Source organism: Stenotrophomonas sp. Pemsol, assembly GCF_003586545.1.
Lineage (GTDB): Bacteria > Pseudomonadota > Gammaproteobacteria > Xanthomonadales > Xanthomonadaceae > Stenotrophomonas > Stenotrophomonas sepilia.
The window spans coordinates 4,106,896-4,129,595 of the sequence record NZ_CP025780.1; the positions used below are offsets into that span (position 1 = coordinate 4,106,896).

Genomic DNA, 22,700 nt, shown 5'->3' on the forward strand with positions numbered 1-22,700 from the left:
ACCGCCATGCAAGACCAGATCATCCAAGCGTTGCGCCAGAACGAGGCCGACCAGGCCGTGCAGCTGGCCCAGGCGTGGACCCGTGATGAACCCGGCCAGGCCGAGGCCCACCGCTGGCTGGCGCTTGCGCTGCAGCAGCAGGGCAAGGCCGAGGACGCGATGGAGGCCCTGCAGCAGGCGCTGCAGCTGGCCCCGGACAACGCCCAGCTGCACCTGCAGCACGCCGGCCTGCTGCTGGCCCTGCGCCAGTTCGACGGCGCAGGCGAAGCACTGACGCGCACCACCGGGCTGGACCCGAACGCATTCGCCGCGTACCTGATGCAGGCCCACCTGGCGATCGGTCGCAACGATTTCGATGAAGCGCAGCGCCTGTCCACGCTGGCCTCGCGTGTCGAACCGGACCACCCGGAGCTGCTGACCATCGATGGCATGATCGCGCTGCGCCGCGATGATGCCGATCGCGCGCTGACGCTGCTGTCGGCCGCCAACCAGGCCCTGCCCAACGACATCCGCGTGCTTTACGCACTGGGCTTCGCCTACCTGGGCAAGAACATGCTGGCCTTCGCCGAGCAGGCGTTCCGCCGCGTGCTGGAACTGAACCCGACCATCGCCTCATTGCATGGCCTGGTGGTGCAGCTGGCCATGCGCCAGGGCAACCTGGACGCTGCGGCAGAAGCGATGCAGATCGCGCTGCAGCAGGAAGGCCTGGATACGCCTTCGATGCGCCGCCTGGCCGGCGAACTGGCACTGCGCAGCGGCCAGCCGCTGCAGGCGCTGGAGCACCTGCTGCCGTTGCTGGAATCGCTGCCTGATGACCGCGACGTGCTGCAGCTGCTGCTGATGTCCTGGCAGCGCCTGGGCCGCGAAGACGAGGCCCGCGCCCGCCTGGATGCCGCCCTGGAGCAGCACCCGCAGCTGCACGACCTGTGGCTGGCACGCCTGGCGGTGGAGGAGGTCGGCAGTGCCACCGCCGCCGCCACGGTCGAGCGCTGGATGGACGCGATGCCGGGCCACCTGCCGGCGCTGGAAGCGCGCCTGCGCCTGCACGACATGGTGGGCGAACACGCCCAGGCCGAAGCGATCGCTGAGCGCATCGTCAGCCTCGAACCGGGCCGCGTCAGCGGCGAAACCCGCCTGGTCGAAGGCCTGCTGCAGCGCGATCCGGCCGCCGCGGTCGCCCGCGTGCAGGCGCTGATCGACATGGCACCGGAAGGCCACCGCGCCGACCTGCGCACCTGGCTGGGTGAGATCCAGGATCGCGCCGGGCAGCACGAAGATGCGCTGCAGACCTGGCTGGCCCTGCAGGCCGACCAGGCCCCGCAGCGCCTGCCGCTGCCGCCGCAGGCCAAGGCACCGCCGAGCTGGCCGGACAAGGGCGAGATCGACGGCGATGCCACCTCCGCGCCGATCTTCCTGTGGGGCGCGCCAGGGTCGGGCGTGGAGCGCGTGGCGACCGGCCTGGCCGCGGCCAGCCCGGTGCTGCGCAGCGACCGCTATACCTCCAACGCACCCGACGACGCCTTCCAGAACTACCACACGCTGCAGGACCTCGCCTCCGGCGTGCTGACCCCGGAGCGGCTGGTGCAGCGCTGGCGCGAACAGCTGCCGTCGCGCGGCGTGCAGGACGACGCGATCATCGACTGGCTGCTGTGGTGGGACAACGCGCTGCTGTGGGCGCTGCGCCCGCAGTTGCCGCAGGGCCGCCTGCTGGTGGTGCTGCGCGACCCGCGCGACATGCTGCTGGACTGGGTGGCCTATGGTGCCGCCGCGCCGCTGGCAATGACCTCGCTGGCCGAAGCCAGCGAATGGCTGGCGCGCGCGCTGGCCCAGGTCGCCGCTTTGCACGAGGACGATCTGTACCCGCAGGTGCTGCTGCGCATCGACCAGATCGGCAACGATCCGCAGGCGATGGCCGAACTGCTGGGCCGACTGTTCGAGCGGCCGATGCCGCCGGCCGCGCAGCTGGGCGCGCCGCGCTTCCCGCCGGGCCACTGGCGCAACTACCGCGACGTGATGAGCGCCGCCTTCGCCAAGCTCACCCCGATCGCGGTGCGCCTGGGTTACCCGGAAGAGTGAGGACACGCCGATGCAACTGAGCAGCCACAGCCTGACCAACGGTGCACCGATCGACCGCGAATTCGCCGCAGGCGATGCGGCGGGCTTCGCACCGGACCGCAATCCGCACCTGGCCTGGAGCGATGTGCCGGAGGGCACCCGTTCGTTCCTGCTGGTATGCGTCGATCCGGACGTGCCGACCGTGCCGGAGACGGTCGGCCGCACCGACATGAGCGTGCCACGCGACCAGCCCCGCTGTGATTTCGTGCACTGGGTGATGGCCGATATTCCGGCTTCGGTGCGCGAGATTGCCGCAGGCAGCTGCAGCGACGGCTTCGTGGTGAAGGGCAAGACCACGCCGGCCGGGCCGGCCGGCAGCCGCCAGGGCCTGAACGACTTCACCGGCTGGTTCGCCGGCAACCCGGACATGGCCGGTGACTACCTGGGCTACGACGGCCCCTATCCGCCGTTCAACGACGAGCGCGTGCACCGCTACTTCTTCCGCGTGTTCGCGCTGGACGTGGCATCGCTGCAGCTGCCGGCACGCTTCACCGCCGCCGACGCGTACCGGGCCATGCACGGCCACGTGCTGGCCGAAGCGGCACTGCACGGCACCTACACGTTGAATCCGGCGCTGGGCTGAGGCGGCATAACGGGTCGTGCCGGCCGCTGGCCGGCAACGCCCGTGTGCTGCCGGATCCGCGCATGGCAGCCGGCCAGCGGCCGGCTCTACCCACAACGAAGAAGGGCGGCCTTGCGGCCGCCCTTCAAGTGCCAGCCGACTGACAGTCGGCTCTACATCACTTCTCGATGGCCGACTCGACCACCATGTCCAGCACGTACGCCTGCGACGGCGCATCGGCCGGCGGGTTCTTCACTTCGTAGCGCTTCACGCGCACTACGTTGCGCACGCCGTCTTCGTGGGTGTAGCCCTCGATGTTGCCGTAGAAGTTCTCGAACTTGCCCGGCTCACCCTGCTTCAGGCCCTTGTCGTCGAACTTCACTTCGCGCACCTGCAGGCACTGGTAGTCCGGGATCAGCGGGTGCGAGCACTTCTCGGTCTTCGCGGCCACTTCCAGGAACACGGTTTCGCCGGCACCGCCGTAGCGGGTTTCAGCGGTCGGTTCCGGGTTGAACACCAGCACGTCGCCCTTGGCATTGGTCAGGGTCAGCTTGCCATCGGCATCCTGCTCGGCCTTCAGTTCGCCCTGCAGGCGGCTCGACACGGCTTCGTCCAGCGCCATCAGCGCCTTGTCGGTGCAGGCCATCATGGTCGAGGCCATCGCACTGACCGTCAGCTTGCCGTCGGCCAGGGTGTAGCCGCCGCCCATGCGGTTGCAGGTGTTGCTGACCGACAGGCGGCCATCAGCGAAGTCCAGGGTGACCGGCTTGTCTTCGCGGGCGAACAGCGCGTCGATGCGCTTGCCGTCGGCGCCGGTGGCCTGCTGCAGCAGCCAGTGCTGGCTCTGCAGGCGCTGCGCATCCAGGTGCGCCAGCGTCTGCTGGTCCGCTGCCTTGGTCGCGGCCGGGGCCACGTCGTCGCCGCCATTGCCGGCCGGGGCCGGGGTCTGGCTGCAGGCGGCCATCAGGGCCAGCGGGAGGAGCAGGGTGAGCTTGCGGTTCATGGTGATTCTCCTTGGGGAACCGTGGGGAAAACGGGGTGGGGCCGGCAATGGGGTTACCGTGCGGCCGGCGCTGTTCAGCTGCCGGAGGGCAACCACAGCAGCAACGCAGCGCCCAGCGCGATGCGGTAGATCGCAAAGGCGGTGAACCGGTGCGACTTGATGTAGCCCATCAGCCACTTCACTACGACGAAGCCGGTGATGGCCGCGGCAAGGAAGGCCACGCCCACCTCGGTCCAGTTCTCGCTGCCCAGCTGCCCGGCCTTGGCCAGTTCCAGGAAGGTGTAGGCGCTGGCGGCGAACATGGTGGGAATGCCGACCAGGAACACGAACTCGGCGGCAGCGGCGCGACGGCTCAGGCCCAGCAGCATGGCCAGGAAGATCGCCGAGGCCGAGCGCGAGGTACCGGGGAACACGCCGGCCACGACCTGCGCCAGGCCCACGCCGATCGCCACTGTCCAGGTCACCTGGTCGCGGTCGGGCAGGCGCGCGGTGTAGGCCTCCACCAGCAGCATCCAGACGCCACCGATGATCAGTGCCCAGGCCACCGGGCTGACCGTCTCCGGCAGCGACCAGCCGGCCTTGCGCACCACCAGGCCGACCACGGCGGTGACCAGGAACGCAGCGCCCAGCTTGAACACGTACTCACGGTTCTCGCGTTGGTTCAAGCCGGTGGCCAGCTGCAGCAGGCGCTGGCGGAACACCAGCACCACGGCCACGATCGCGCCGGCCTGGATGACGATGTTGAAGAAGTCCGAGCGGGCACCCAGCCAGTGCTGGGCGATGAGCAGGTGGCCGGTGCTGGAGATCGGCAGGAATTCGGTCAAGCCTTCGAGGATGCCCAGCAGCAGGGCGGAGAGCAGGTCGGACATGGACGGTGCGGGCACGCGCGGCGGAAGGAAGAAGGTCGAGAGGATAGACGATCCCTGCTGCACCAAACGGGTGCGTCTGTTGGCGGGCGCACCGGTTTGGTGCGCACCGTTCTGCACCGGCGCGGGGCAGCCATATTGAAATCAACGACTTGCGGGTATCGAAAAGTTGGCACGGTCATTGCTTTACCTCAGCAGGCATTCATCCCCATCCGAGGTCGTACCGATGTCCGTGGAAAACGTTGAGAAGCTGATCAAGGACAACCAGATCGAGTTCGTCGATCTGCGTTTCGTGGATATGCGTGGCGTCGAGCAGCACGTCACCTTCCCGGTCAGCATCGTCGAACCGTCGCTGTTCGAAGAAGGCAAGATGTTCGACGGCAGCTCGATCGCCGGCTGGAAGGGCATCAACGAATCGGACATGGTGCTGCTGCCGGACCCGTCCAGCGCCTACGTCGACCCGTTCTACGCCGATCCGACCATCGTGATCAGCTGCGACATCCTCGATCCGGCCACCATGCAGGCCTATGGCCGCTGCCCGCGCGGCATCGCCAAGCGTGCCGAGGCCTACCTGAAGTCCTCCGGCATCGCCGAAACCGCGTTCTTCGGCCCGGAGCCGGAATTCTTCATCTTCGACTCGGTCCGTTTCGCCAACGAAATGGGCAACACCTTCTTCAAGGTCGACTCGGAAGAAGCGGCGTGGAACAGCGGCGCCAAGTATGACGGCGCCAACAGCGGCTACCGTCCGGGCGTGAAGGGCGGCTACTTCCCGGTTCCGCCGACCGACACCCTGCACGACCTGCGCGCGGAAATGTGCAAGACCCTGGAACAGGTCGGCATCGAAGTGGAAGTGCAGCACCACGAAGTGGCCACTGCGGGCCAGTGCGAGATCGGCACCAAGTTCAGCACCCTGGTGCAGAAGGCCGACGAGCTGCTGCGCATGAAGTACGTCATCAAGAACGTCGCGCACCGCAACGGCAAGACCGTCACCTTCATGCCCAAGCCGATCGTCGGCGACAACGGCAGCGGCATGCATGTGCACCAGTCGCTGTCCAAGGGCGGCACCAACCTGTTCTCCGGTGACGGCTACGGTGGCCTGAGCCAGCTGGCGCTGTGGTACATCGGCGGCATCTTCAAGCACGCCAAGGCCATCAATGCCTTCGCCAACTCGGGCACCAACAGCTACAAGCGCCTGGTGCCGGGCTTCGAGGCGCCGGTGATGCTGGCCTATTCGGCCCGCAACCGTTCGGCCTCGTGCCGCATTCCGTGGGTGTCCAACCCGAAGGCGCGCCGCATCGAAATGCGCTTCCCGGATCCGATCCAGTCCGGCTACCTGACCTTCACCGCGCTGATGATGGCCGGCCTGGACGGCATCAAGAACCAGATCGACCCGGGTGCACCGAGCGACAAGGACCTGTACGACCTGCCGCCGGAGGAAGAGAAGCTGATCCCGCAGGTCTGCTCCTCGCTGGACCAGGCGCTGGAAGCGCTGGACAAGGACCGCGAGTTCCTCAAGGCCGGCGGCGTGATGAGCGATGACTTCATCGACGGCTACATCGCGCTGAAGATGCAGGAAGTGACCAAGTTCCGCGCGGCCACCCACCCGCTGGAATACCAGCTGTACTACGCCAGCTGACCGGGCGCGATGGCGGTGGGTCCCCCCTCCCACCCGCCGCCATCGCTTCCGTTCTCGCGGCTGGGGAGCCGCGGTTGTAGGGGGTCAGATCCGTTTCGCGCCGCGAAAGGGCTCTGACCCCACCCCAGGGGCAAGAGAGAGACCGGATACGCGACCAGGGCCGCCCTCCCTCCCGCGTCGGTCGTGCAAGGAGAGAGGCACGGCCGTCCCGGCCCTGTACGTGTCCGGTGCAACAGCCACGGTCATCGCCCTGATGACCTGTGGTTGCCTGATGCCAACGCGCGCTGGCGCGCTGGCCCCATCCACCATCGGGACATGCGCATGAAACTGATCTCCGCCATCATCCGACCGTTCAAGCTCGACGAGGTCCGCGAGGCCCTGTCCGATGCAGGCGTGTCGGGCATCACCGTGACCGAAGTGAAAGGTTTCGGTCGCCAGAAGGGCCACACCGAGCTGTATCGCGGCGCCGAGTACGTCGTCGATTTCCTGCCCAAGATCAAGATCGAAACGGTGGTCACCGACGAGCGTGCCGACGCAGTGATCGAAGCGATCCAGTCGTCGGCAGGCACCGGCAAGATCGGTGACGGCAAGATCTTCGTCACCGCCGTCGAACAGGTCATCCGCATCCGCACCGGCGAAATCGGTGCCGACGCGCTGTAACCCCCTTCCGGAGACTCCCCAATGAAGATGCGCCTTCTCACCGGGTGGCAGGCCCGGTTCCACCTGGTGTGCCTGTTGATGCTGCTCAGTGCGCTGGCCGCAGGTGCGTGGCCGGGCAGCGCCCATGCCCAGGCACAGGTGTCGCCGCTGCCGAGCGAAACCGTTGCGGTCGAGCCGCTGCACGATCCGGCCGCCAGCGCCGCTGCGCCGGCCGTGGCCGAAGCGGCCGCCGCCTACGATCGTGGCGACGTCGCCTGGATGCTCACCTCCACGTTGCTGGTGCTGCTGATGGTGGTGCCGGGCCTGGCCCTGTTCTACGGCGGACTGGTGCGTTCGAAGAATGTGCTGTCGGTGCTCAGCCAGATCCTGGTGGTGTTCTCGCTGGTGCTGCTGCTGTGGGTGTCCTACGGCTACAGCGCGGTGTTCAGCGCGGGCAATCCATTCTTCGGTTCGTTCACCGAATTCGCCTTCCTCAAGGGCTTCACGCCCGACTCGGTGGGCAACACGCCGATCAAGGGCCTGCCGGACTACCTGTTCGTCGCCTTCCAGTCGACCTTCGCCGGCATCACCACCGCGCTGATCGTCGGTGCCTTCGCCGAGCGCATCAAGTTCCGTGCGGTACTGCTGTTCTCGGCACTGTGGTTCACCCTCAGCTACATCCCGATGGCACACATCGTCTGGGGCGGCGGCTACCTGGGTGAACTGGGCGCGATCGACTTCGCCGGTGGCACCGTGGTCCACATCAACGCGGGCGTGGCCGGCCTGGTTGGCGCGTGGTTCGTCGGCAAGCGCCTGGGCTACGGCCAGACCGCGCTGAAGCCGCACAACGTACCGTTTACCTACATCGGCGCCATGCTGCTGTGGGTGGGCTGGTTCGGCTTCAATGCTGGTTCCGCCGCCGCCGCCGATACGGTGGCCTCGCTGGCCTTCCTCAACACCGTGCTGGCCACCGCTGCCGCGGTGCTCGGCTGGACGCTGGTGGAAGCGATCGGCAAGGGCAAGCCGTCGGCACTGGGCGCGGCCTCGGGTGCGGTGGCCGGCCTGGTCGGCATCACCCCGGCCTGCGGCACGGTCGGCCCGCTCGGCGCGATCGTGATCGGCTTCGTCGCCGGCGTGGTCTGCGTGTGGGGCGTGACCGGCCTCAAGCGCCTGCTCAAAGTGGACGACACGGCCGACGTGTTCGGTGTGCATGGTGTCGGCGGCATCGTCGGCGCGATTCTCACCGGCGTGTTCAGTGCACAGTCGCTGGGCGGTACCAAGGCCGATCTGGATATCGCCCATCAGGTGTGGGTGCAGGTGGTCAGCGTCGGCTTGACCGTACTGTGGTCGGCGGTGATGACCGCGGTCATCCTGCTGGTGGTCAAGGTCGTGGTCGGCCTGCGCGTGACCGAAGAGGCCGAACGCACCGGCCTGGATGTGACTTCGCACGGCGAGTCTGCCTACGAGGCCTGATGCATGATGGGCGGCCCTGCGGGGCCGCCTTTTGCGTTTGGTCGGTGCCAGGCTTGCCTGGCACTGCTCCTGCTCTGGTGGGTGCCGACCGTTGGTCGGCACGGCCGGAGTGGCGCATCCACGCATGGCGTGGATCTACCGCATCCTCTCTGGTGGGTGCCAAGCTTGGTTGGCACGGCGGCATGCATCATCGGGCCTGATCGCGCACAATCGGGCCATGCACCCGATCCGCACGTCCCTGATGCTCTCGGCCTGCCTGCTGGTGGCCGCCTGCGCCTCCACGCCGCAGGAAACCCGCAACCCGCTCGCCACCTGGGTGCCGTCACCCAACCAGAACGCGCGCACGCCGGTCATCATCGTCATCCACCACACCGAGCAGAAGTCGGTGCAGCAGAGCCTGCATACGTTGCGCACCGCCAACAGCGGTGGACCGGTCAGTGCGCACTACCTGATCGGCGCCGATGGCCATCGTTACCAGCTGGTCGCCGATGAGCGCCGTGCCTGGCACGCCGGGGCCGGGCGCTGGGGCACCATCACCGATCTCAATTCGGCCTCGATCGGCATCGAACTCGACAACGATGGCCGCAGCCCGTTCAGTGCGGCACAGATCGAATCGCTGATCGTGCTGCTGCGCGACCTCACCACGCGCCTGAACATCCCGCCGCGCCAGGTGATCGGCCATGCCGACCTGGCGCCGACGCGCAAGCAGGATCCGAACCGCTTCTTCCCATGGCAGCAGCTGGCCGAGGCCGGCTTCGGCGTGTGGCCGCGCGCGGCCGACGGCGCGGCACCGGAAGGATTCGACGCGTGGAATGCGCTGACCCGCTTCGGTTATCCGCTCGACAACCGCGAAGCCACCGTCGCCGCCTTCCACCGCCGCTTCCGTGGCCGCGACGACCTGCCGAAGACGCTGGATGCCGAGGACGCCCGCATCCTGCATTCGTTGCTGCTGCAGATACCGTGACCCCGCGCATGAACGCTTGACCCCGCGCTGGGTTGCCGCCCAGCGGCCGGCACTCCACCATGGCGGCATGATCGATTCCGCTACCTTCTTCAAGCGCATGCACTGGACCCTGTTGGCAGCGGTGGTGCTCGCAGGCTGCTCCACCACCGCTCCGCGCGCAGGCTCCGAAGCGCCCACGCCGACCTCGCCGCCGGCGGCCACTTACGCCAAGGTCGACTGGAAAGCCCTGCCCGCAGTCTCCGATGCTGATCTGCAGGCCGGCTTCGTGGCTTGGCGCAGCAGCTGCGCCCGCCTGAAGAACGACGCTGTCTGGGCCAAACCCTGCGCCACCGCCGCCGCGGTGTCAGACAAGGACCCGGCCGCGATCCGCCAGTTCCTGCAGCGCGACCTCGATGCCTACGCGCTACGTGCCGGTGGCCATCAGGCCGACGGGCTGATTACCGGCTACTACGAGCCGATCTACCCCGGCAGTCTTACCCGTACCGATAAGGCCACGGTGCCGGTGTACGGCACGCCGGATGATCTGGTGGTGGTGCAGCTGGAGAGCCTCTACCCGGAACTGAAGGGCAAGCGCCTGCGCGGGCGCGTCGAAGGCAAAGTACTCAAGCCCTATGACGACGCCGGCACCATCGCGGCCAAGGGCGCCAAGGCGCCGGTGCTGGCCTGGCTGACCGACCCGATGGACCTGCAGCTGCTGCAGATCCAGGGGTCCGGCCGCGTGCGCCTGGCCGATGGCAAGCAGGTGCGGCTGGCCTACGCGGAACAGAACGGCCACCCCTACCGTGCGATCGGCCGTTGGCTGGTGGACCAGGGCCAGCTGAAGAAGGAAGACGTCACCATGGACGCCATCCGCGCCTGGGCCCGGGCCCATCCCGCGCGCGTACCGGAACTGCTGCGCAGTAACCCCAGCTACGTGTTCTTCGTGCGCAACCCGGACAGCCCGGAGGGGCCACGGGGTTCACTGAACGTGCCGCTCACTGCGGGCTACAGCGTGGCGGTGGACCGCACCGTGGTGCCGCTGGGCAGCCTGCTGTGGCTTTCCACCACGCGCCCGGACGGCAGTCCGGTGGTGCGCCCGGTGGCCGCGCAGGACACCGGCGGCGCCATCGCCGGCGAAGTGCGCGCCGACCTGTACTGGGGCAGCGGCGATGCCGCCGGCAAGCTGGCTGGCGACATGAAGCAGAAGGGCAACATCTGGATGCTGTGGCCGAAGGGCGTGCCCCTGCCCAACTGAACCGGCAAGGGTCGGATCCCTTCCAAAGGAAAGGGCTCTGACCCCGGATGCCTGATAATGGCGCCATTCCGTACTTTCCGGCCGCGCCTGCGGCCAGGGCTCCTGCAATGACCTACGCAAAGCACACCGCAAAATCCGGCGCGAAATCGGCCGCAAAGAAGTACTACAAGCACTGGGCCGAATCGGGCCTGGGCAAGGGCAATGTGCTGATGGAAGCGCGCGGCGAGAAGATCGTGCGGCAGGTGGAAATCTACGGGACCAAGATGGTCTGGGCCGACGAGCATGCCCACAGCGACGACCGCTTCCTGCTGGCCGACCAGCCAGTGTCGTTCCTGGATTTCGACGAGGACGACGAAATTTCCGCGCGTGAATTCGAAGCCGCCTGGAAGAAGGCACGGGAAGCCACCGGCTACCCGGTGTAATCCCCCCGGCACCCGCCCTTGTAACGCCGAGCCTTGCTCGACGCCGCAAAAATCGGGCGCGTGAAATGTTATATGATTACATTTCACCGTATCCGCCCCTTCCCATGAAGACTCCTACCCTGGTGGCCGCCCTCGCGGCCGCACCGTTCGCCCCTGAAGCCTTCGCACAGTCGGCCGACGCCGCGCTCACTCTCGGCAAGGTGCAGGTGCACCAGCACGGCGAAGGCCAGCTCAGTGCGCATCAGGTACTGACCTCGGTGGATGTCCTGGGTGCAGACCAGATCGAAAACCGCAACGTCTCGCACAGCTGGGAACTGCTCGGGCAGATGCCCGGCATCCAGCTCACCGAAACCCGGCAGGGCGCCGAATCGGGCAAGGTCAGCTTCCGCGCCTTCAACGGCGAGGGCTATCTCAATGCCATCAAGACGCTGATCGACGGCATCCCCAGCAACGTCAACAGCGGCAACCAGCGCTTCATCGACATGCTGTTCCCGCTGGACATCAGCTACATCGAAGTGGTGCGCGGTACCAACGACCCGCGCTACGGCCTGCACAACATCGGCGGCAACGTGAACTTCGGTACGCGCCAGGGTGGCAGCTACACCGATGCGCGCCTGGCCTACGGCAGCTATAACACCCGCGATGCGCAGCTGGCAGTCGGCCGTGAAGCCGATGGCTTCGCGCAGAACTATTTCGTCGGCACCCAGGCCAGCGACGGCTACCGCGACCACGACACCTCGAAGAAATATTCGCTGGGCGGCAAGTGGTTCTACGGCTCGCTGGACGACGGCCTGCGCGTGGGACTGACCGCGCGCGCGTACCACCACGAAGCCGACGAACCCGGCTTCATGACCGCCGACGAGCTGCGCACGCACCGCCGTGGCAGCGACCTGCGCAACGGCAACGATGGCGATGACCGCGACATGCGCCAGCTTGCCGCGCACCTGGACATGAAGCTGTCCGACGCAATCACCTTCGGCACCCGCCTGTACTACAACCGCTACGAAGACGACCGTCGCGTGACCTTCAGCGACCTGCCCACCGGCAACCTGCCGCGCCAGCGCCGCGTATGGGACGAGCGGCAGCATGGCCTGCTCAGCACGCTCACCTGGCAGGCCAGCCCCACGCTCACCGTCGAAGGTGGCCTGAACTACGAGCAGCAGGACAACGGCTACCTCCGCGAGCGCTACGCCTACGCCGAACCCACTGATTTCAGCCAGCCCCCCGCGCGGGTGCAGAACAATGATCGCCACAGCTTCGACAACTGGGGCGCCTACGTGCAGGCCGTCTACCAGCCCGTCGAGGCCTGGAAGATCGTGCCGGCCTATCGTATCGATCGCTTCAGTGGCAGCACGCACCTGATGAACGGCGTCAGCGGCCGCCTGCAGGACTACGGCAGCATCGGCCAGCCCAAGCTGAGCGTCATCCACAGCCTGGGCCAGACCACCCATGTCTACGCGAACTGGGGTCGCACCTTCCAGGTACTGACCGGCTCCACCGCACCGGCCTACCTCACCCCAGGGCAGGCACCGATGCAGCCGTCCACCAACACCGGCATGGAGCTGGGCCTGAAATTCCAGCCGTTTGCCGGTAGCCAGGCACGCCTGGCGGTGTGGCAGCAGGACGCGGAAAACGAGGTGTCCAACATGCCGGCAACCGGCACCACGGTCACCCTGGGCAAGACCCGCCGGCGCGGCGTGGATGCGCAGCTGAGCCTGCAGCTGGGCGAAGACTGGACGGTGTGGGCGTCGCACGCCTACCAGGAAGCGAAGATCACCCGCGACGACCGCGATGCCAGCATTTCACTGCAGGGCCGCGAAGTGGCCGCCACCCCGCGCCATATCAGCAACCTGGGCGTGGATTACCGCGCCCGTGATGCGCTGCGGTTGGGCCTGCAGGCACGTGCACAGGGCGATTACTACCTGGAAGAACGCAACGTGGCCGGCAAGTTCGGTGGTTTCGCCGTGCTCGACCTCAGCGCGGCCTACCAACTCACCCCGCGTTTCAGCGTGGACCTGCAGCTGAAGAACGTGACCGGCCGCGAGTACGCCTACGCCTGGTACGACAGCTTCTTCTGGGACAGCGCCCGCCCGATGTTCTCGCCGGCGCCGGGCCGCAGCGTGTTCGTCGGCCTGAACATGAAGCTGTAATCGGCCACGCACCCGGTAGTGGTCGAGCCTGCTCGACCTGCGGCAGGGGTCAGAGCCCTTTCCAGGCGGAAAGGGATCCGACCCCGGACCCCGCAGCGCATGCGGTCAGATCCCTTTCTGATCCCATCACCAAAGTAGGTGCCCACCGGAACCACAAAGTCTGTGCAGCCTGTTAGGGTTTGGACCATGCTTTGCCCCCCGTTGAGTGGCAAAGATTGTGTCGTGCGAGGCAAACGAGCGTAGCCCGCCGCAGCAGACAATGGTCCAGAACCATTGCGACAATGCGAGGCGGCCTAACAGCACTAGGTACTGGCTTAAGAGGGTCTATGCGTCGGAGTCAGGGTGCATCCGAGACGGGCGGCAGGCACCTGCCCAGAAGACAAACAGAACAGGGGGAGAGGGAATATGCTAGTGGTAGTTAGGCATGCGCAAAGCATGGCTAATGCGGGATTTGCAACCGCCGATCCCGAATCCATTGCCCTTACTGCCGCAGGGGAGGAGCAGGCTCGCGCATTGGCAATGACCTGGTCGGCTGCGCCTGACCGCATCTTTACCTCACCATTCCTCCGGGCTAGACAGACATCACAACCACTCGCCGAACGCTTCAAGATGGTCGTTGCGCCCCTGGGGGTCCACGAGTTCACTTATCTGTCGCCTGAGCGGTGCGTGGGCACCTCGGCAGCAGACCGCAAGAAGTGGGTAGAGGACTACTGGTCCCGTTGCGATCCAAACTATGTGGATGGACCTGGTGCCGAGTCATTTGCCCAGCTAGTTGCCCGCGCTGCGCGAGCGCTGCGCATTCTTAAATCCTATTCCGCGCATGAGCAGGTGGTCGTGTTTAGCCACGGCCAATTGATGCAGGCGATGCGCTGGATTTGCGGGAGCAAGGCTCCCTCAGTGGTGAACGCTGCAGCGATGGGCGCATTTCGAAAGCTGGATTTGGATCAGCCTATAGCCCATTGCCAGAGGGTATCTTTCGAATAGAAGGCGATCGCGGATACTGCCAACCTCCCGGCCCCGCTCCCCGGCCGCAGATCTTTGGCCTGGTCGGATCAGAAGACTACCCGTTACGCGCGAACAGCAAAGGCTGTTGATGAGGGGCGCACTTTTGGTATCGGTAGGAGATGATTGGGCTCACAGGCTCAGGGATGTGAACGCCACGCCTTTCAGCAGCCCGCCTCATCAAGTAGGAGGGCTCGTGGACGTCGTTCCGGATCTGATCCCAGATCACGTCGTCATTCACGTGAATTGGAAAGCTCGTGTCCGGCAGCAGGCGAAGAAGTTGCTTCGTCTGTGTGATCAACTCATGAGCGTATGGGCGCACTCTGGGATCTCTGCATGCTCCAGATAGTGCTCGTATCATGTGGCTTGCCGCATACCACTGGCGATCAGCCAACCGCTGCAAGTGGAACAGCCGATACGTGCACGTCAGCATGAGAAAGCCATAGATGTCACCTCGTTGGTAAAGGCCATCCAGGTCATATGCCATCACAGGCACGCGGTTCTCATCAGTACTGGTCCTATCGCCCGGGAATGAATAGCGGTCTCCGAGTAGTCCGGCGCTGGACGTAAATAGGCGATTCCAGCCAACAACTGTCCTCATATCCCACTCTCGATGGCTGAGGGCTGCAAAGGGCCACTTAACCACCTCCTCAAGCTGGGGATGCTGCAGGGCAAGGTGTTTGCGCCGCCTGGGTGATAGTGACCGCAATCCCTGCCGATATGCACTGAACTCATCGCTGCGCATCATTAACGGACCATCTAGGCTGTGGCGCCGAAGAACATAGCGTGCCCTCAGCTCTTCCTCACCGCCTTCCACCATAGACCATGTATTCCAGACAATCCTGGAGTGCAGCCTGTCCGATGCATCAGAAGCAGGGCGACCTAAACTGGAGCACTGCATCGCTTGGAGTGCTAGGCAAGCTTCGTGTAACTCCCCCATCGGAAACCTCCAAAAAAACTAGACGTTGGAAGGGCAATTTCTCTGGATGAAAAGGCTACGGTAGAGCGCTAGGGTTACCTGGAACTTAGCATCACTGGAGCTTACGTGAGCCTACCAAGTAAAGAGCCGGATGCATTGTCTGTGGCTTGGGTGGCGCAAACCTATGGCGGGCTGGTGCCGGCCAAAGACCTGTCGCGACTGCTCGGGTTCAATAGCCCGGCAGCACTTAGGCGGGCAAGCGCCACAGGTCGTTTGCCAGTGACGCTGTTTCGTCCACAAGGTCGTCGCGGATGGTTCGCTCACGCCGCCGATGTCAGCGCATACCTTCGATCTCAGGCACCTCAATCTCCGAGGGAGGCAGGCAGCCCATGACCTAGCCCAATCTGAACTTCCCTTGCCGGAAGTTGGAAAGAAAAAACCCGTGAGGTAGGACTCACGGGTTCTCAGATCGGCGACTTTGCAGGTCTTGCCGATACTTTCCCCTTCCCTGACTCCCCTGTCAAGCCTGCGCAGGCCTGCCACGGGCACCTATGTCCGACTCGCCTGGTAAGGCTCGCCCAGGCATTCTGGACGGTGGTCCCGTGGGGTGCGCATGAGGAATCGGCATGTCCACAGACGATCAATCTGATGGCCTATCGTTTGAAGACCGTCACCAGCTTTACACCCGCATAAAGGCAAGTGAGCTCAGTATCCGGCAGATCGAGAGCATGGTTGCCGGCAGCGGAACAAAGACTGTAGGCAAGGCGGCGCTAAGAAACGTTCGCGTTAGGCATAACTCAATCCGGAACGGTGGTGCGCGAACAGTTGAAAGCCATACGTGCGAGCTGGTCTTTGCCTATGAGCTTGAGCTTGACCCCGAGGTGCTGGGCTACTACGTACAAGTACCATGCCGCCGCGTGCAGCGCACCACGGCGTCCGGGCGCAATCACATCAGCACTGCACATGTGGATTTTCTTGTATTTCGCAGGGACCACGTAGAGCTAGTGGAGTGCAAGCCGCTATCGTGGCTGGAGAGCCAACTGGGGCTTCCGGACTCCCTTTGGGTCAAGCAGGACGCGGTATGGACCTATTTGCCCTACGCCCAATGGGCACAGCAGCATGGCCTGGTGTTCAGAGTCTGGGTACCGCCCACTCCAACCGGTGTGTACCTCCAGAACCTTGAAGCGTGCTACGCGGTAGCCGGTGATGCCCTTCAGCAACATGAAACTACCGCAGTATCCAAGGCAGCTCGGATAATCGCCAAGCGCCCCGTACTGCTGGACAGTCTCCTCGCCGAGGTGCCCGGATTCACACCGCGCCTAGCGCTTTGGATGCTGGGAAGATCGGCGGCCTTCGGTCCATTGCAGAGCACTCCCGTGGCTAGGACTGACCGCTTCCATCTGTATGGCACGAAGGAGCAGGCCAAGGAGGCGGACGGGCTACTGTTTGGAGCCATTGTCAAAGGTCAGTCGCAACCAGCTGTGGACGATCCATTGCTGGTCGCAACCGCTACCGACCTCCAGCGGGCACGCCAGCGACTCAGTAGGCTTGCGCTGATTGAGGCCGGAAGTCTGCCCGCAACACGACGGATGGGCGCTCTACAGCGACAGGTTCGAAAGGCTGTTGCCGAAGGAAGATCCGCGCTTTCGGCTTGTCTTACCAAATATGCCTTTAGCGGAAACCGAGCATCGCGCCTGCTTCCGGAACACGAGCAAGCCATAGAGACCGTCATCGCGCTGCACTGGAACACCGGGAGGGTACATAGACCGAAGGACTTGCTCTATGTGTTCGAAGAGGAGTGCCTTCGGTTAGGAGTTGAGCCTTGCGGTAGGGGCCGACTGGATGCCAGACGAAGAAGCGAGAGCCCAACGCGCCATGCCCTATCCACGGGCGGCTTTCGCGCCTACCACGCGACGCGTACACGCACCGATCCTCGCCATCGCTCGCTGCCTCCGATCGGATATGGCCACACACTGCACGTGGATGCGTCGGATCTAGATGTTCGCTGCGCGCCGAACCTGATTCACTGCTTCCCAGCAAGCAAAGCAAAGTTCTACATCGGCATAGATGGAGCAACGGGCTATCCGATGGCTCATGCATTGGTATTTGGCTCAGCAAGAACCGACGCATTGGCATTGCTCATGCGTGAGTACGTCAAAAGACAGGGCTTCCTACCCAAGTTGATCCATCTGGACAGAGGGCCGGAGAACACCTCCCGCTGGCTACAGGACTTCTGCCATGGCGAGATCAGTCTAAGGTTCTCACCAACGGCTGGTAGTGCCTGGAATGGCATTGCCGAGAACGCCATCAAGCAGGTCAACGAACAAGTAGCACAGCGATTCCAAGGAAGCACGCGGCCCGACCAGATGGGACGTAAGGTCGACGGCAAGTTCAAGAGCCGAAACAATGCCAGAACGGACTTTGTCCGCGTACACGAAGAATTCCTGAACTTCGTCTATCACGACCTTCCGATGACGCCGGGCCCGGATGATACAACGCCGATCGAGAGAAGGGCTGACGCGCTTGCAGCCTATGGCGCTCTAGGCACACCGTGCGAATGGAATGACGGATTCCTGATCAGAACTTCGATCAAGGTGGAGATCAAGAAGCGAATCGATCGGCAGCGTGGTGTACGTACCATCGATGGCTGGTTCACCAGCGACGAGCTCCTACAAGAGCTGCGAACTGAGGATGCCAGTGAAGTTCGTAGCGACTGCTGTGACCCAAATGTGATCTACGTGAAGGTTCACGGAAATTGGTTCAAGGCCTTCCACAACAAAGTGCAAAGCGATGCGCTTTTGTCGGATCAGGAGCGATTGTTTCATCTGCTCTGGGCACCCTCGTTGCGCTCACAATCGGCAAAAAGAAAAGAGGAAGTTGCCCGTGCGCGTCATTCACGCCGAGTGCAAGCCCAAGCGGCAAGGCCCGCAACAGAGCACCTTGCCCCGGTTCCAATGACCGGCAGCGATGAGAGGCTAGATATCGAACCAGTGCCACCTGCGATCGCACAGGACATCGTTCCGTTCGATGAACGGGAGGACTACTGATGAAGATGGTTCAGCACCCAGCCTACGAGGGCCCACGCAAGCGATTGCGAATGGCGCTCGACCGTCATAGGCCAGGACATATGGTGTTCATTATTGGGCCATCGGGCGTGGGCAAGACTACGATGAGGCGCTCGGTAATGCAGGAGATGTTTGGCAATCCAGCATGCTGGGATTGTGGGCGGATACCCCTGGTCGAGACATTCGCCACACTTCCTCACGGCGCGTACTTCAGTTCGCGTCAGCTCGCTGTCTCTATTCTGCAAGAGTTGCACGCGCCCACGTTGGCGTGGCTACTGGACGGAAGCTATCTCGGGGAGGATGCAAAACTGCGAATACGACGCGAGCTCGCCGCAGCAACATCGGAGTGGGCGTCCTTAGCGCGAACAAGACAGACAGAAGGCGAGTACTGGGGGATGGTGCAGCGAAGCCTGAGAGCGCGTAGTTGCAAGTACGTATCAATCGATCAGGTCACAGCGCTACTAGTCAACCACAGAGACAAGTCCCCCGCTGACCACACCCTCCATCTGATGGCGATAGCTGAAGCCACAGGCGTGATGTTCGTTATGACTGGGGTGCACAAAGCCACGCAGTTGTGGTCGGTCAACTCCGAGTTGCGACGCCGAGTCACAACTGTTTGGGTGCCTCCATATAGCGATAAGCGTCGGGATGACAAACTGCCGTTCCTTCGTTTGCTCAAGTCATTGGCCACTCGCTACGGGCTATCACAGGATGATCTGCTAATCCGGATGGCCAACGATATCCTTGCCGCTACCGGCGGCGTATTCGCTGAGGTGGTCGAACTACTGGGGCGGGCAGATATTGCTGCGAAGCAGGAGGGATGCAACAGAATTCTCAAGCGACACATCGAGATCTCCTACTACGGAAGTGAGGATCTTAGGAATCTATGGCGGGACATCGACGCCTTTGAGATGAGCATGGTTGCCGGCAGTGTCACTGAGCGATCAGAACATGTGAAGGCGCGCTGGGGATCTCCAACCTGAGGGAAGGAAATGGTGACTACCGACTCAAATCAGTTCCGGTGGGGCGCCGATGCAAGGCGGCGGCGCGACGATCTCGCGCGAAAACTGCACGCCAGGAGGCGGTTCGCGGCTGCATTCATCATTGCGATTGCACTCCTCTCCCACCTGGCAGAGCTGGCGGAATCCACCAGTCACGAGGGCCAAGACATAGGCCCTTCGCAGGAAGGTGTAGAAGCGCTCGACAAAGCGGAGGATTTCTGATGGAACTTCTCCAGCACTCAGCATACAGACGGCCGCGAGATCGACTGAGGGCAGCCCTAGACAATCACAGACCGGGGCATATGGTCTACGTCATCGGTCCGTCCGGTGTAGGGAAGACCACGATGCGTCGGAGCGTTATGCGTGAGATGTTTGGGAATCCAAACCTGTGGGAAAAGGGAAAAGTTCCTGCCATCGAGACGTTTGTGTGCTTGCCAGTTGGAGCATACTTCAGTTCGCGATATCTCGCCCGCGAGTTGTTGCAAGAGCTTAACGCGCCGACTCTGACTTGGGCGCTGGAGGGCAGATCACCTCGGTCAATTCCCCCTTCGGACATTCAAGCCGAAGTGCGCGACAGAGACCTTCAACTTGGACGGTATCAACTCAGGCTCACCGAAGCGGAGTGTTGGTCGTCTGTGAGGCGGTCCATGATTGCGCGTGACTGCAAGTATGTCGCTATCGATCAAATATCAGCGCTTCTGGTGAATCACAAAGACAAGTCACCTGCAGACCATGCATTGCACTTGATGACGTTAGCAGAGTCCGCCGGGTCGATGCTGATAATGAGCGGAATCCACAGGGCAGTTCAACTCTGGTCGATCGGATCCGAGCTTCGCCGAAGTGTGACGTCTATATGGGTTCCGCCATATAGCGTTAGAAGAAAGGAGGACCGGGCTCCATTCTTGCGCCTCCTTATGTCGCTAAGCGAAAGGCACAATTTCTCTAAACAGGACCTATTGATACGAATGGCGGCGGATCTACTGGTCGCGACGGGAGGTGTCTATGGAGAGGTGGCTCAACTTCTGTCGCGAGCTGCGGATGCGGCCAAGCAAGAAGGAAGCGAGCGGATCCTTAAACGTCACATAGAGGCCTCCTACTATTCAGACAACGATCTTGCCAACCTTTGGCGAGATATCGAGGAATTCGAGGATGCAATGGAGGCTGGAAGCGTCACAGCCAGAGCGAAACAGCTCAAGTCTAGTTGGGCCTCCTCTTATGGGGAGGTGTGCCGTGAAGTCTAGCATTCACCGATTTACCTGGTCGTCCTTGCCTCCACTTCAATTGAAGGGTGTGGGAACGTCGCGAGTTGAATCCTTGGAGCACTACGTTCTACGGCAAGCGTGGACAGTCGGCGTGACCATGGCCAATATGATGTCGATAGTCGGTCCAGCTATTGCTGGTGGGCGTAGAGGACAAGTCATGGGCTCGGGCAAGTATTGCGGTCCCAGCCGTGACTTCAGTCACCGTATCAGCACGCTCAAGATGCTGACCGCCCAGGACGACCTGCAGTGCGGCACATTCTGGGTTTTGGAGGACGTACTGGCAACCTACGGAGGAGGCCGAGACACAACGCGCCGCCGCTGGTGCCCAGTGTGCTACCGCGATTGGGATGATGATCTCTCATATGAGCCGCTATCGTGGATCGTCGACATTCAAGCTGAGTGTGACCTGCATAAATGCAAGCTCGAAACCACCTGTTCAAGGTGTGGCGCGGACCAGCCGAGCTCAACAGACTACCAGCGGCGCAGAAGATGCCACAAATGCAAGCAATCGCTTTCCGGTGATGGCGCCGCCGCAGCGATTACTGGCGACGAGGCATGGGGTCAGCAGCAGCTTGCATCCATAATCGAACTTTGCGCGACGCCCTCACAACCCCAGATTCCCTTCGAAAACTATGTTCGATTCGTGAAACTGCTCGTTGACGGCCATCCGATGAGGCGGGCATATCCTAACGCTCTCAAGGCGGAATTCTACCGCGCTACCAAGAACTTGAGCAGGGGTCGGACGACCATTCGTGCCATTGTCAATCTCTGCGCTCTCCAGTCCATCTCAGCACGCGACATCTTGCTAAGCCCGGATGCGGCGGCTTCCGAGCCGCTGTTGGATCTTTGGTTTAGCTATGCAACGTTAAAGCTACCTGTTGGGAGGCATGCGGAGCGGCTCGAGCGATGTGCCAAATGCTTTTCAGATGTTCTGAAAGCATCCGAGAAAGACCACTATGTGCCGCAGATGAAAGTTGTACTTAGACGCTTCAGGCTCAATAGGCAGTTGCTAAGAGAGATGCACCTTGACGTCTACGAGGAGTACAAATTGAGATACGAAGAGCAAGGTCCGTACAGTCAAAGAGTTCACTTGAACAGGGCAATGGATCTTGCGCTACAGATGGTTGAAGGAGATGCAGACCAAGCGGGATCCCACCGCAAACTTCAGCAGGCAGCCAAGCAAATCGGCCAGCGATGCAATGTGTCGCTGGATGTGGGATTCTCGGTGATGCTCGGAGCACGAAACGTGCTGAAGGCGCTAAGTGAAAACCGCTTACGAAAACAGCCGTCTGGTGGCCGGCGACCACATAGCGTCGCCTAGCCCTCGCGGCCTCTGTCAATTTTCATTCGTCTCGTGAGCCAGCCCCAACTCGGCGCGAATACGCTTCAAGACCAGATCGCGCAACGGTCTACGGAGCGAACCATCAATGGCTGCGGCATAGATGTCATCATCTCGATCTCCGATGGGCAGGCCCTCCAAGCGTAGCGAAGCCTGAGCTTCAATGATTGCTTGGCGAAGCTGACTTCTACTGGCCATTGCCGCCCCGGAGGTTTAGCTGATTCTAGCGAGAGTTCACATGACGAGGGTTTGCCATGAGGGCTCTAATCCTTCGGATCCGACGCAACTTTGACCTAACGCCGTTGCTTTCGGTGACGCTAGTAGGCTGTACCGCTCGACACCGGCGTCTCTTGGAACCTGGTGAAGTGACCGAGTTGCCTAGGATCGCAGCGGCCCGAAGCTATCCCGGCCGCATTGGCCCTGATCCAGGTCCGCTTCTGGCCAGAAGCGGATACTGCAATCATTGCTGCCTGAGCGCACTCTCCAAAGGCAAGGGGAGCGCCTGCTGTTCGCCCGCTGTCACATCAACTGCGACTAGCTGAAATCTTTGATCGCCTACCTGGCAGGGCATTCCGCGCACCAGCATCCTGTTCGATCTGATGACTAATGATTCTCAGGACTTGCTGCGGTACCGGTGTACGGCTGCCCCGCTATCACTACTTGATCAGGAAGTCATTCAGTGATTTTCCGCTTGCTACCAGCTCGGCTATCCATCGCGGTTGCCGCCCTCGACCGGACCACGTCTGGCCGCGCACTGCAGGATTGCGGTACTTGGGGGCGGTGTTGGGCACTGTCGATTTGGCAGACCTCCGATCACCTCGCTTCTTGGCGGTTTCGGAGGGCACGATCACTGAAGCGCCGTAGAGTTCCTCTATCGTGTATCCATGATCCTTGACGTACTTGTTGATCTTGGCGCGCATCGCTGTGGCCTTAGGGCGTGACAGCACTTTGGACTGCTGCTTCTCCGCCTGAGCAATCAGTGAGCGAAGTTCCTTGGCAGAAAGGCCGCTGATATCAATAGTCATGAATTCTTCCCCGGTGTCGAGGC

The 22,700-nt window shown here is 62.9% G+C and carries 18 protein-coding genes; 15 read left to right on the forward strand and 3 right to left on the reverse strand.

Annotated elements, in window-relative coordinates; genetic code table 11:
- The first annotated feature begins 6 nt into the window (after positions 1-6).
- Both PEM_RS18895 and PEM_RS18900 read left to right on the forward strand, forming a co-directional pair.
- A complete protein-coding gene (locus PEM_RS18895) occupies positions 7-2,076 on the forward strand; it encodes a tetratricopeptide repeat protein (protein ID WP_111127192.1) in 2,070 nt (689 codons plus the stop codon).
- A 10-nt stretch (positions 2,077-2,086) separates the two neighbouring features.
- Entirely contained in the window at positions 2,087-2,698 is a 612-nt protein-coding gene (locus PEM_RS18900; RefSeq protein ID WP_005420969.1) for a YbhB/YbcL family Raf kinase inhibitor-like protein, read from the forward strand.
- A gap of 157 nt (positions 2,699-2,855) precedes the next feature.
- On the opposite strand, the gene PEM_RS18905 is transcribed toward PEM_RS18900, so the two are convergent.
- Both PEM_RS18905 and PEM_RS18910 read right to left on the reverse strand, forming a co-directional pair.
- Positions 2,856-3,680 carry an META and DUF4377 domain-containing protein gene (locus PEM_RS18905; RefSeq protein WP_005420968.1) on the reverse strand — a complete coding sequence of 275 codons (825 nt, stop codon included), beginning with the start codon at positions 3,678-3,680 and terminating at the stop codon, positions 2,856-2,858.
- 74 nt (positions 3,681-3,754) lie between these two features.
- Complete coding sequence (locus PEM_RS18910) at positions 3,755-4,549, reverse strand: undecaprenyl-diphosphate phosphatase (protein ID WP_005420966.1); 795 nt, start codon at positions 4,547-4,549, stop codon at positions 3,755-3,757.
- Between the two features lie 223 nt (positions 4,550-4,772).
- Between PEM_RS18910 and glnA the strand changes: the two genes are divergently transcribed.
- From glnA to PEM_RS20375, 13 genes are all read left to right on the forward strand, one after another.
- Positions 4,773-6,182: a type I glutamate--ammonia ligase gene (glnA, locus tag PEM_RS18915; protein ID WP_005420964.1), complete on the forward strand. Its 1,410-nt coding sequence runs from the start codon at positions 4,773-4,775 to the stop codon at positions 6,180-6,182.
- A gap of 321 nt (positions 6,183-6,503) precedes the next feature.
- A complete protein-coding gene (locus PEM_RS18920; protein ID WP_004134334.1) occupies positions 6,504-6,842 on the forward strand; it encodes a P-II family nitrogen regulator in 339 nt (112 codons plus the stop codon).
- Positions 6,843-6,863: 21 nt separating this feature from the next.
- A complete protein-coding gene (gene amt / locus PEM_RS18925; RefSeq protein ID WP_111127190.1) occupies positions 6,864-8,294 on the forward strand; it encodes an ammonium transporter in 1,431 nt (476 codons plus the stop codon).
- A 217-nt stretch (positions 8,295-8,511) separates the two neighbouring features.
- A complete protein-coding gene (locus PEM_RS18930) occupies positions 8,512-9,258 on the forward strand; it encodes an N-acetylmuramoyl-L-alanine amidase (RefSeq protein WP_095378436.1) in 747 nt (248 codons plus the stop codon).
- Positions 9,259-9,325: 67 nt separating this feature from the next.
- Positions 9,326-10,492 (forward strand): MltA domain-containing protein, encoded by a 1,167-nt coding sequence (locus PEM_RS18935; RefSeq protein WP_065196051.1) that lies wholly within the window; start codon positions 9,326-9,328, stop codon positions 10,490-10,492.
- 107 nt (positions 10,493-10,599) lie between these two features.
- A complete protein-coding gene (locus PEM_RS18940; protein ID WP_005420957.1) occupies positions 10,600-10,914 on the forward strand; it encodes a hypothetical protein in 315 nt (104 codons plus the stop codon).
- Positions 10,915-11,018: 104 nt separating this feature from the next.
- Complete coding sequence (locus PEM_RS18945) at positions 11,019-13,064, forward strand: TonB-dependent receptor (RefSeq protein WP_111127188.1); 2,046 nt, start codon at positions 11,019-11,021, stop codon at positions 13,062-13,064.
- A gap of 405 nt (positions 13,065-13,469) precedes the next feature.
- Complete coding sequence (locus PEM_RS18950; protein WP_075675705.1) at positions 13,470-14,048, forward strand: histidine phosphatase family protein; 579 nt, start codon at positions 13,470-13,472, stop codon at positions 14,046-14,048.
- A 1,563-nt stretch (positions 14,049-15,611) separates the two neighbouring features.
- The gene (locus PEM_RS18960; protein ID WP_119706135.1) at positions 15,612-18,032 is read left to right on the forward strand and encodes a DDE-type integrase/transposase/recombinase; all 2,421 of its coding nucleotides are present in this window, start codon (positions 15,612-15,614) and stop codon (positions 18,030-18,032) included.
- Positions 18,032-19,033 carry an AAA family ATPase gene (locus PEM_RS18965; protein ID WP_049441968.1) on the forward strand — a complete coding sequence of 334 codons (1,002 nt, stop codon included), beginning with the start codon at positions 18,032-18,034 and terminating at the stop codon, positions 19,031-19,033. The genes PEM_RS18960 and PEM_RS18965 overlap by 1 nt, the downstream gene beginning before the upstream one ends.
- 9 nt (positions 19,034-19,042) lie before the next feature.
- The gene (locus tag PEM_RS18970; RefSeq protein ID WP_119706136.1) at positions 19,043-19,273 is read left to right on the forward strand and encodes a hypothetical protein; all 231 of its coding nucleotides are present in this window, start codon (positions 19,043-19,045) and stop codon (positions 19,271-19,273) included.
- An 80-nt stretch (positions 19,274-19,353) separates the two neighbouring features.
- A complete protein-coding gene (locus PEM_RS18975; protein ID WP_276117344.1) occupies positions 19,354-20,292 on the forward strand; it encodes an AAA family ATPase in 939 nt (312 codons plus the stop codon).
- Between the two features lie 112 nt (positions 20,293-20,404).
- Positions 20,405-21,634 carry a hypothetical protein gene (locus PEM_RS20375; RefSeq protein WP_162911602.1) on the forward strand — a complete coding sequence of 410 codons (1,230 nt, stop codon included), beginning with the start codon at positions 20,405-20,407 and terminating at the stop codon, positions 21,632-21,634.
- Between the two features lie 674 nt (positions 21,635-22,308).
- On the opposite strand, the gene PEM_RS18980 is transcribed toward PEM_RS20375, so the two are convergent.
- Positions 22,309-22,677, reverse strand: coding sequence for an H-NS histone family protein (locus tag PEM_RS18980; protein WP_075675701.1), 369 nt, complete (start codon positions 22,675-22,677; stop codon positions 22,309-22,311).
- Positions 22,678-22,700 lie beyond the last annotated feature (23 nt).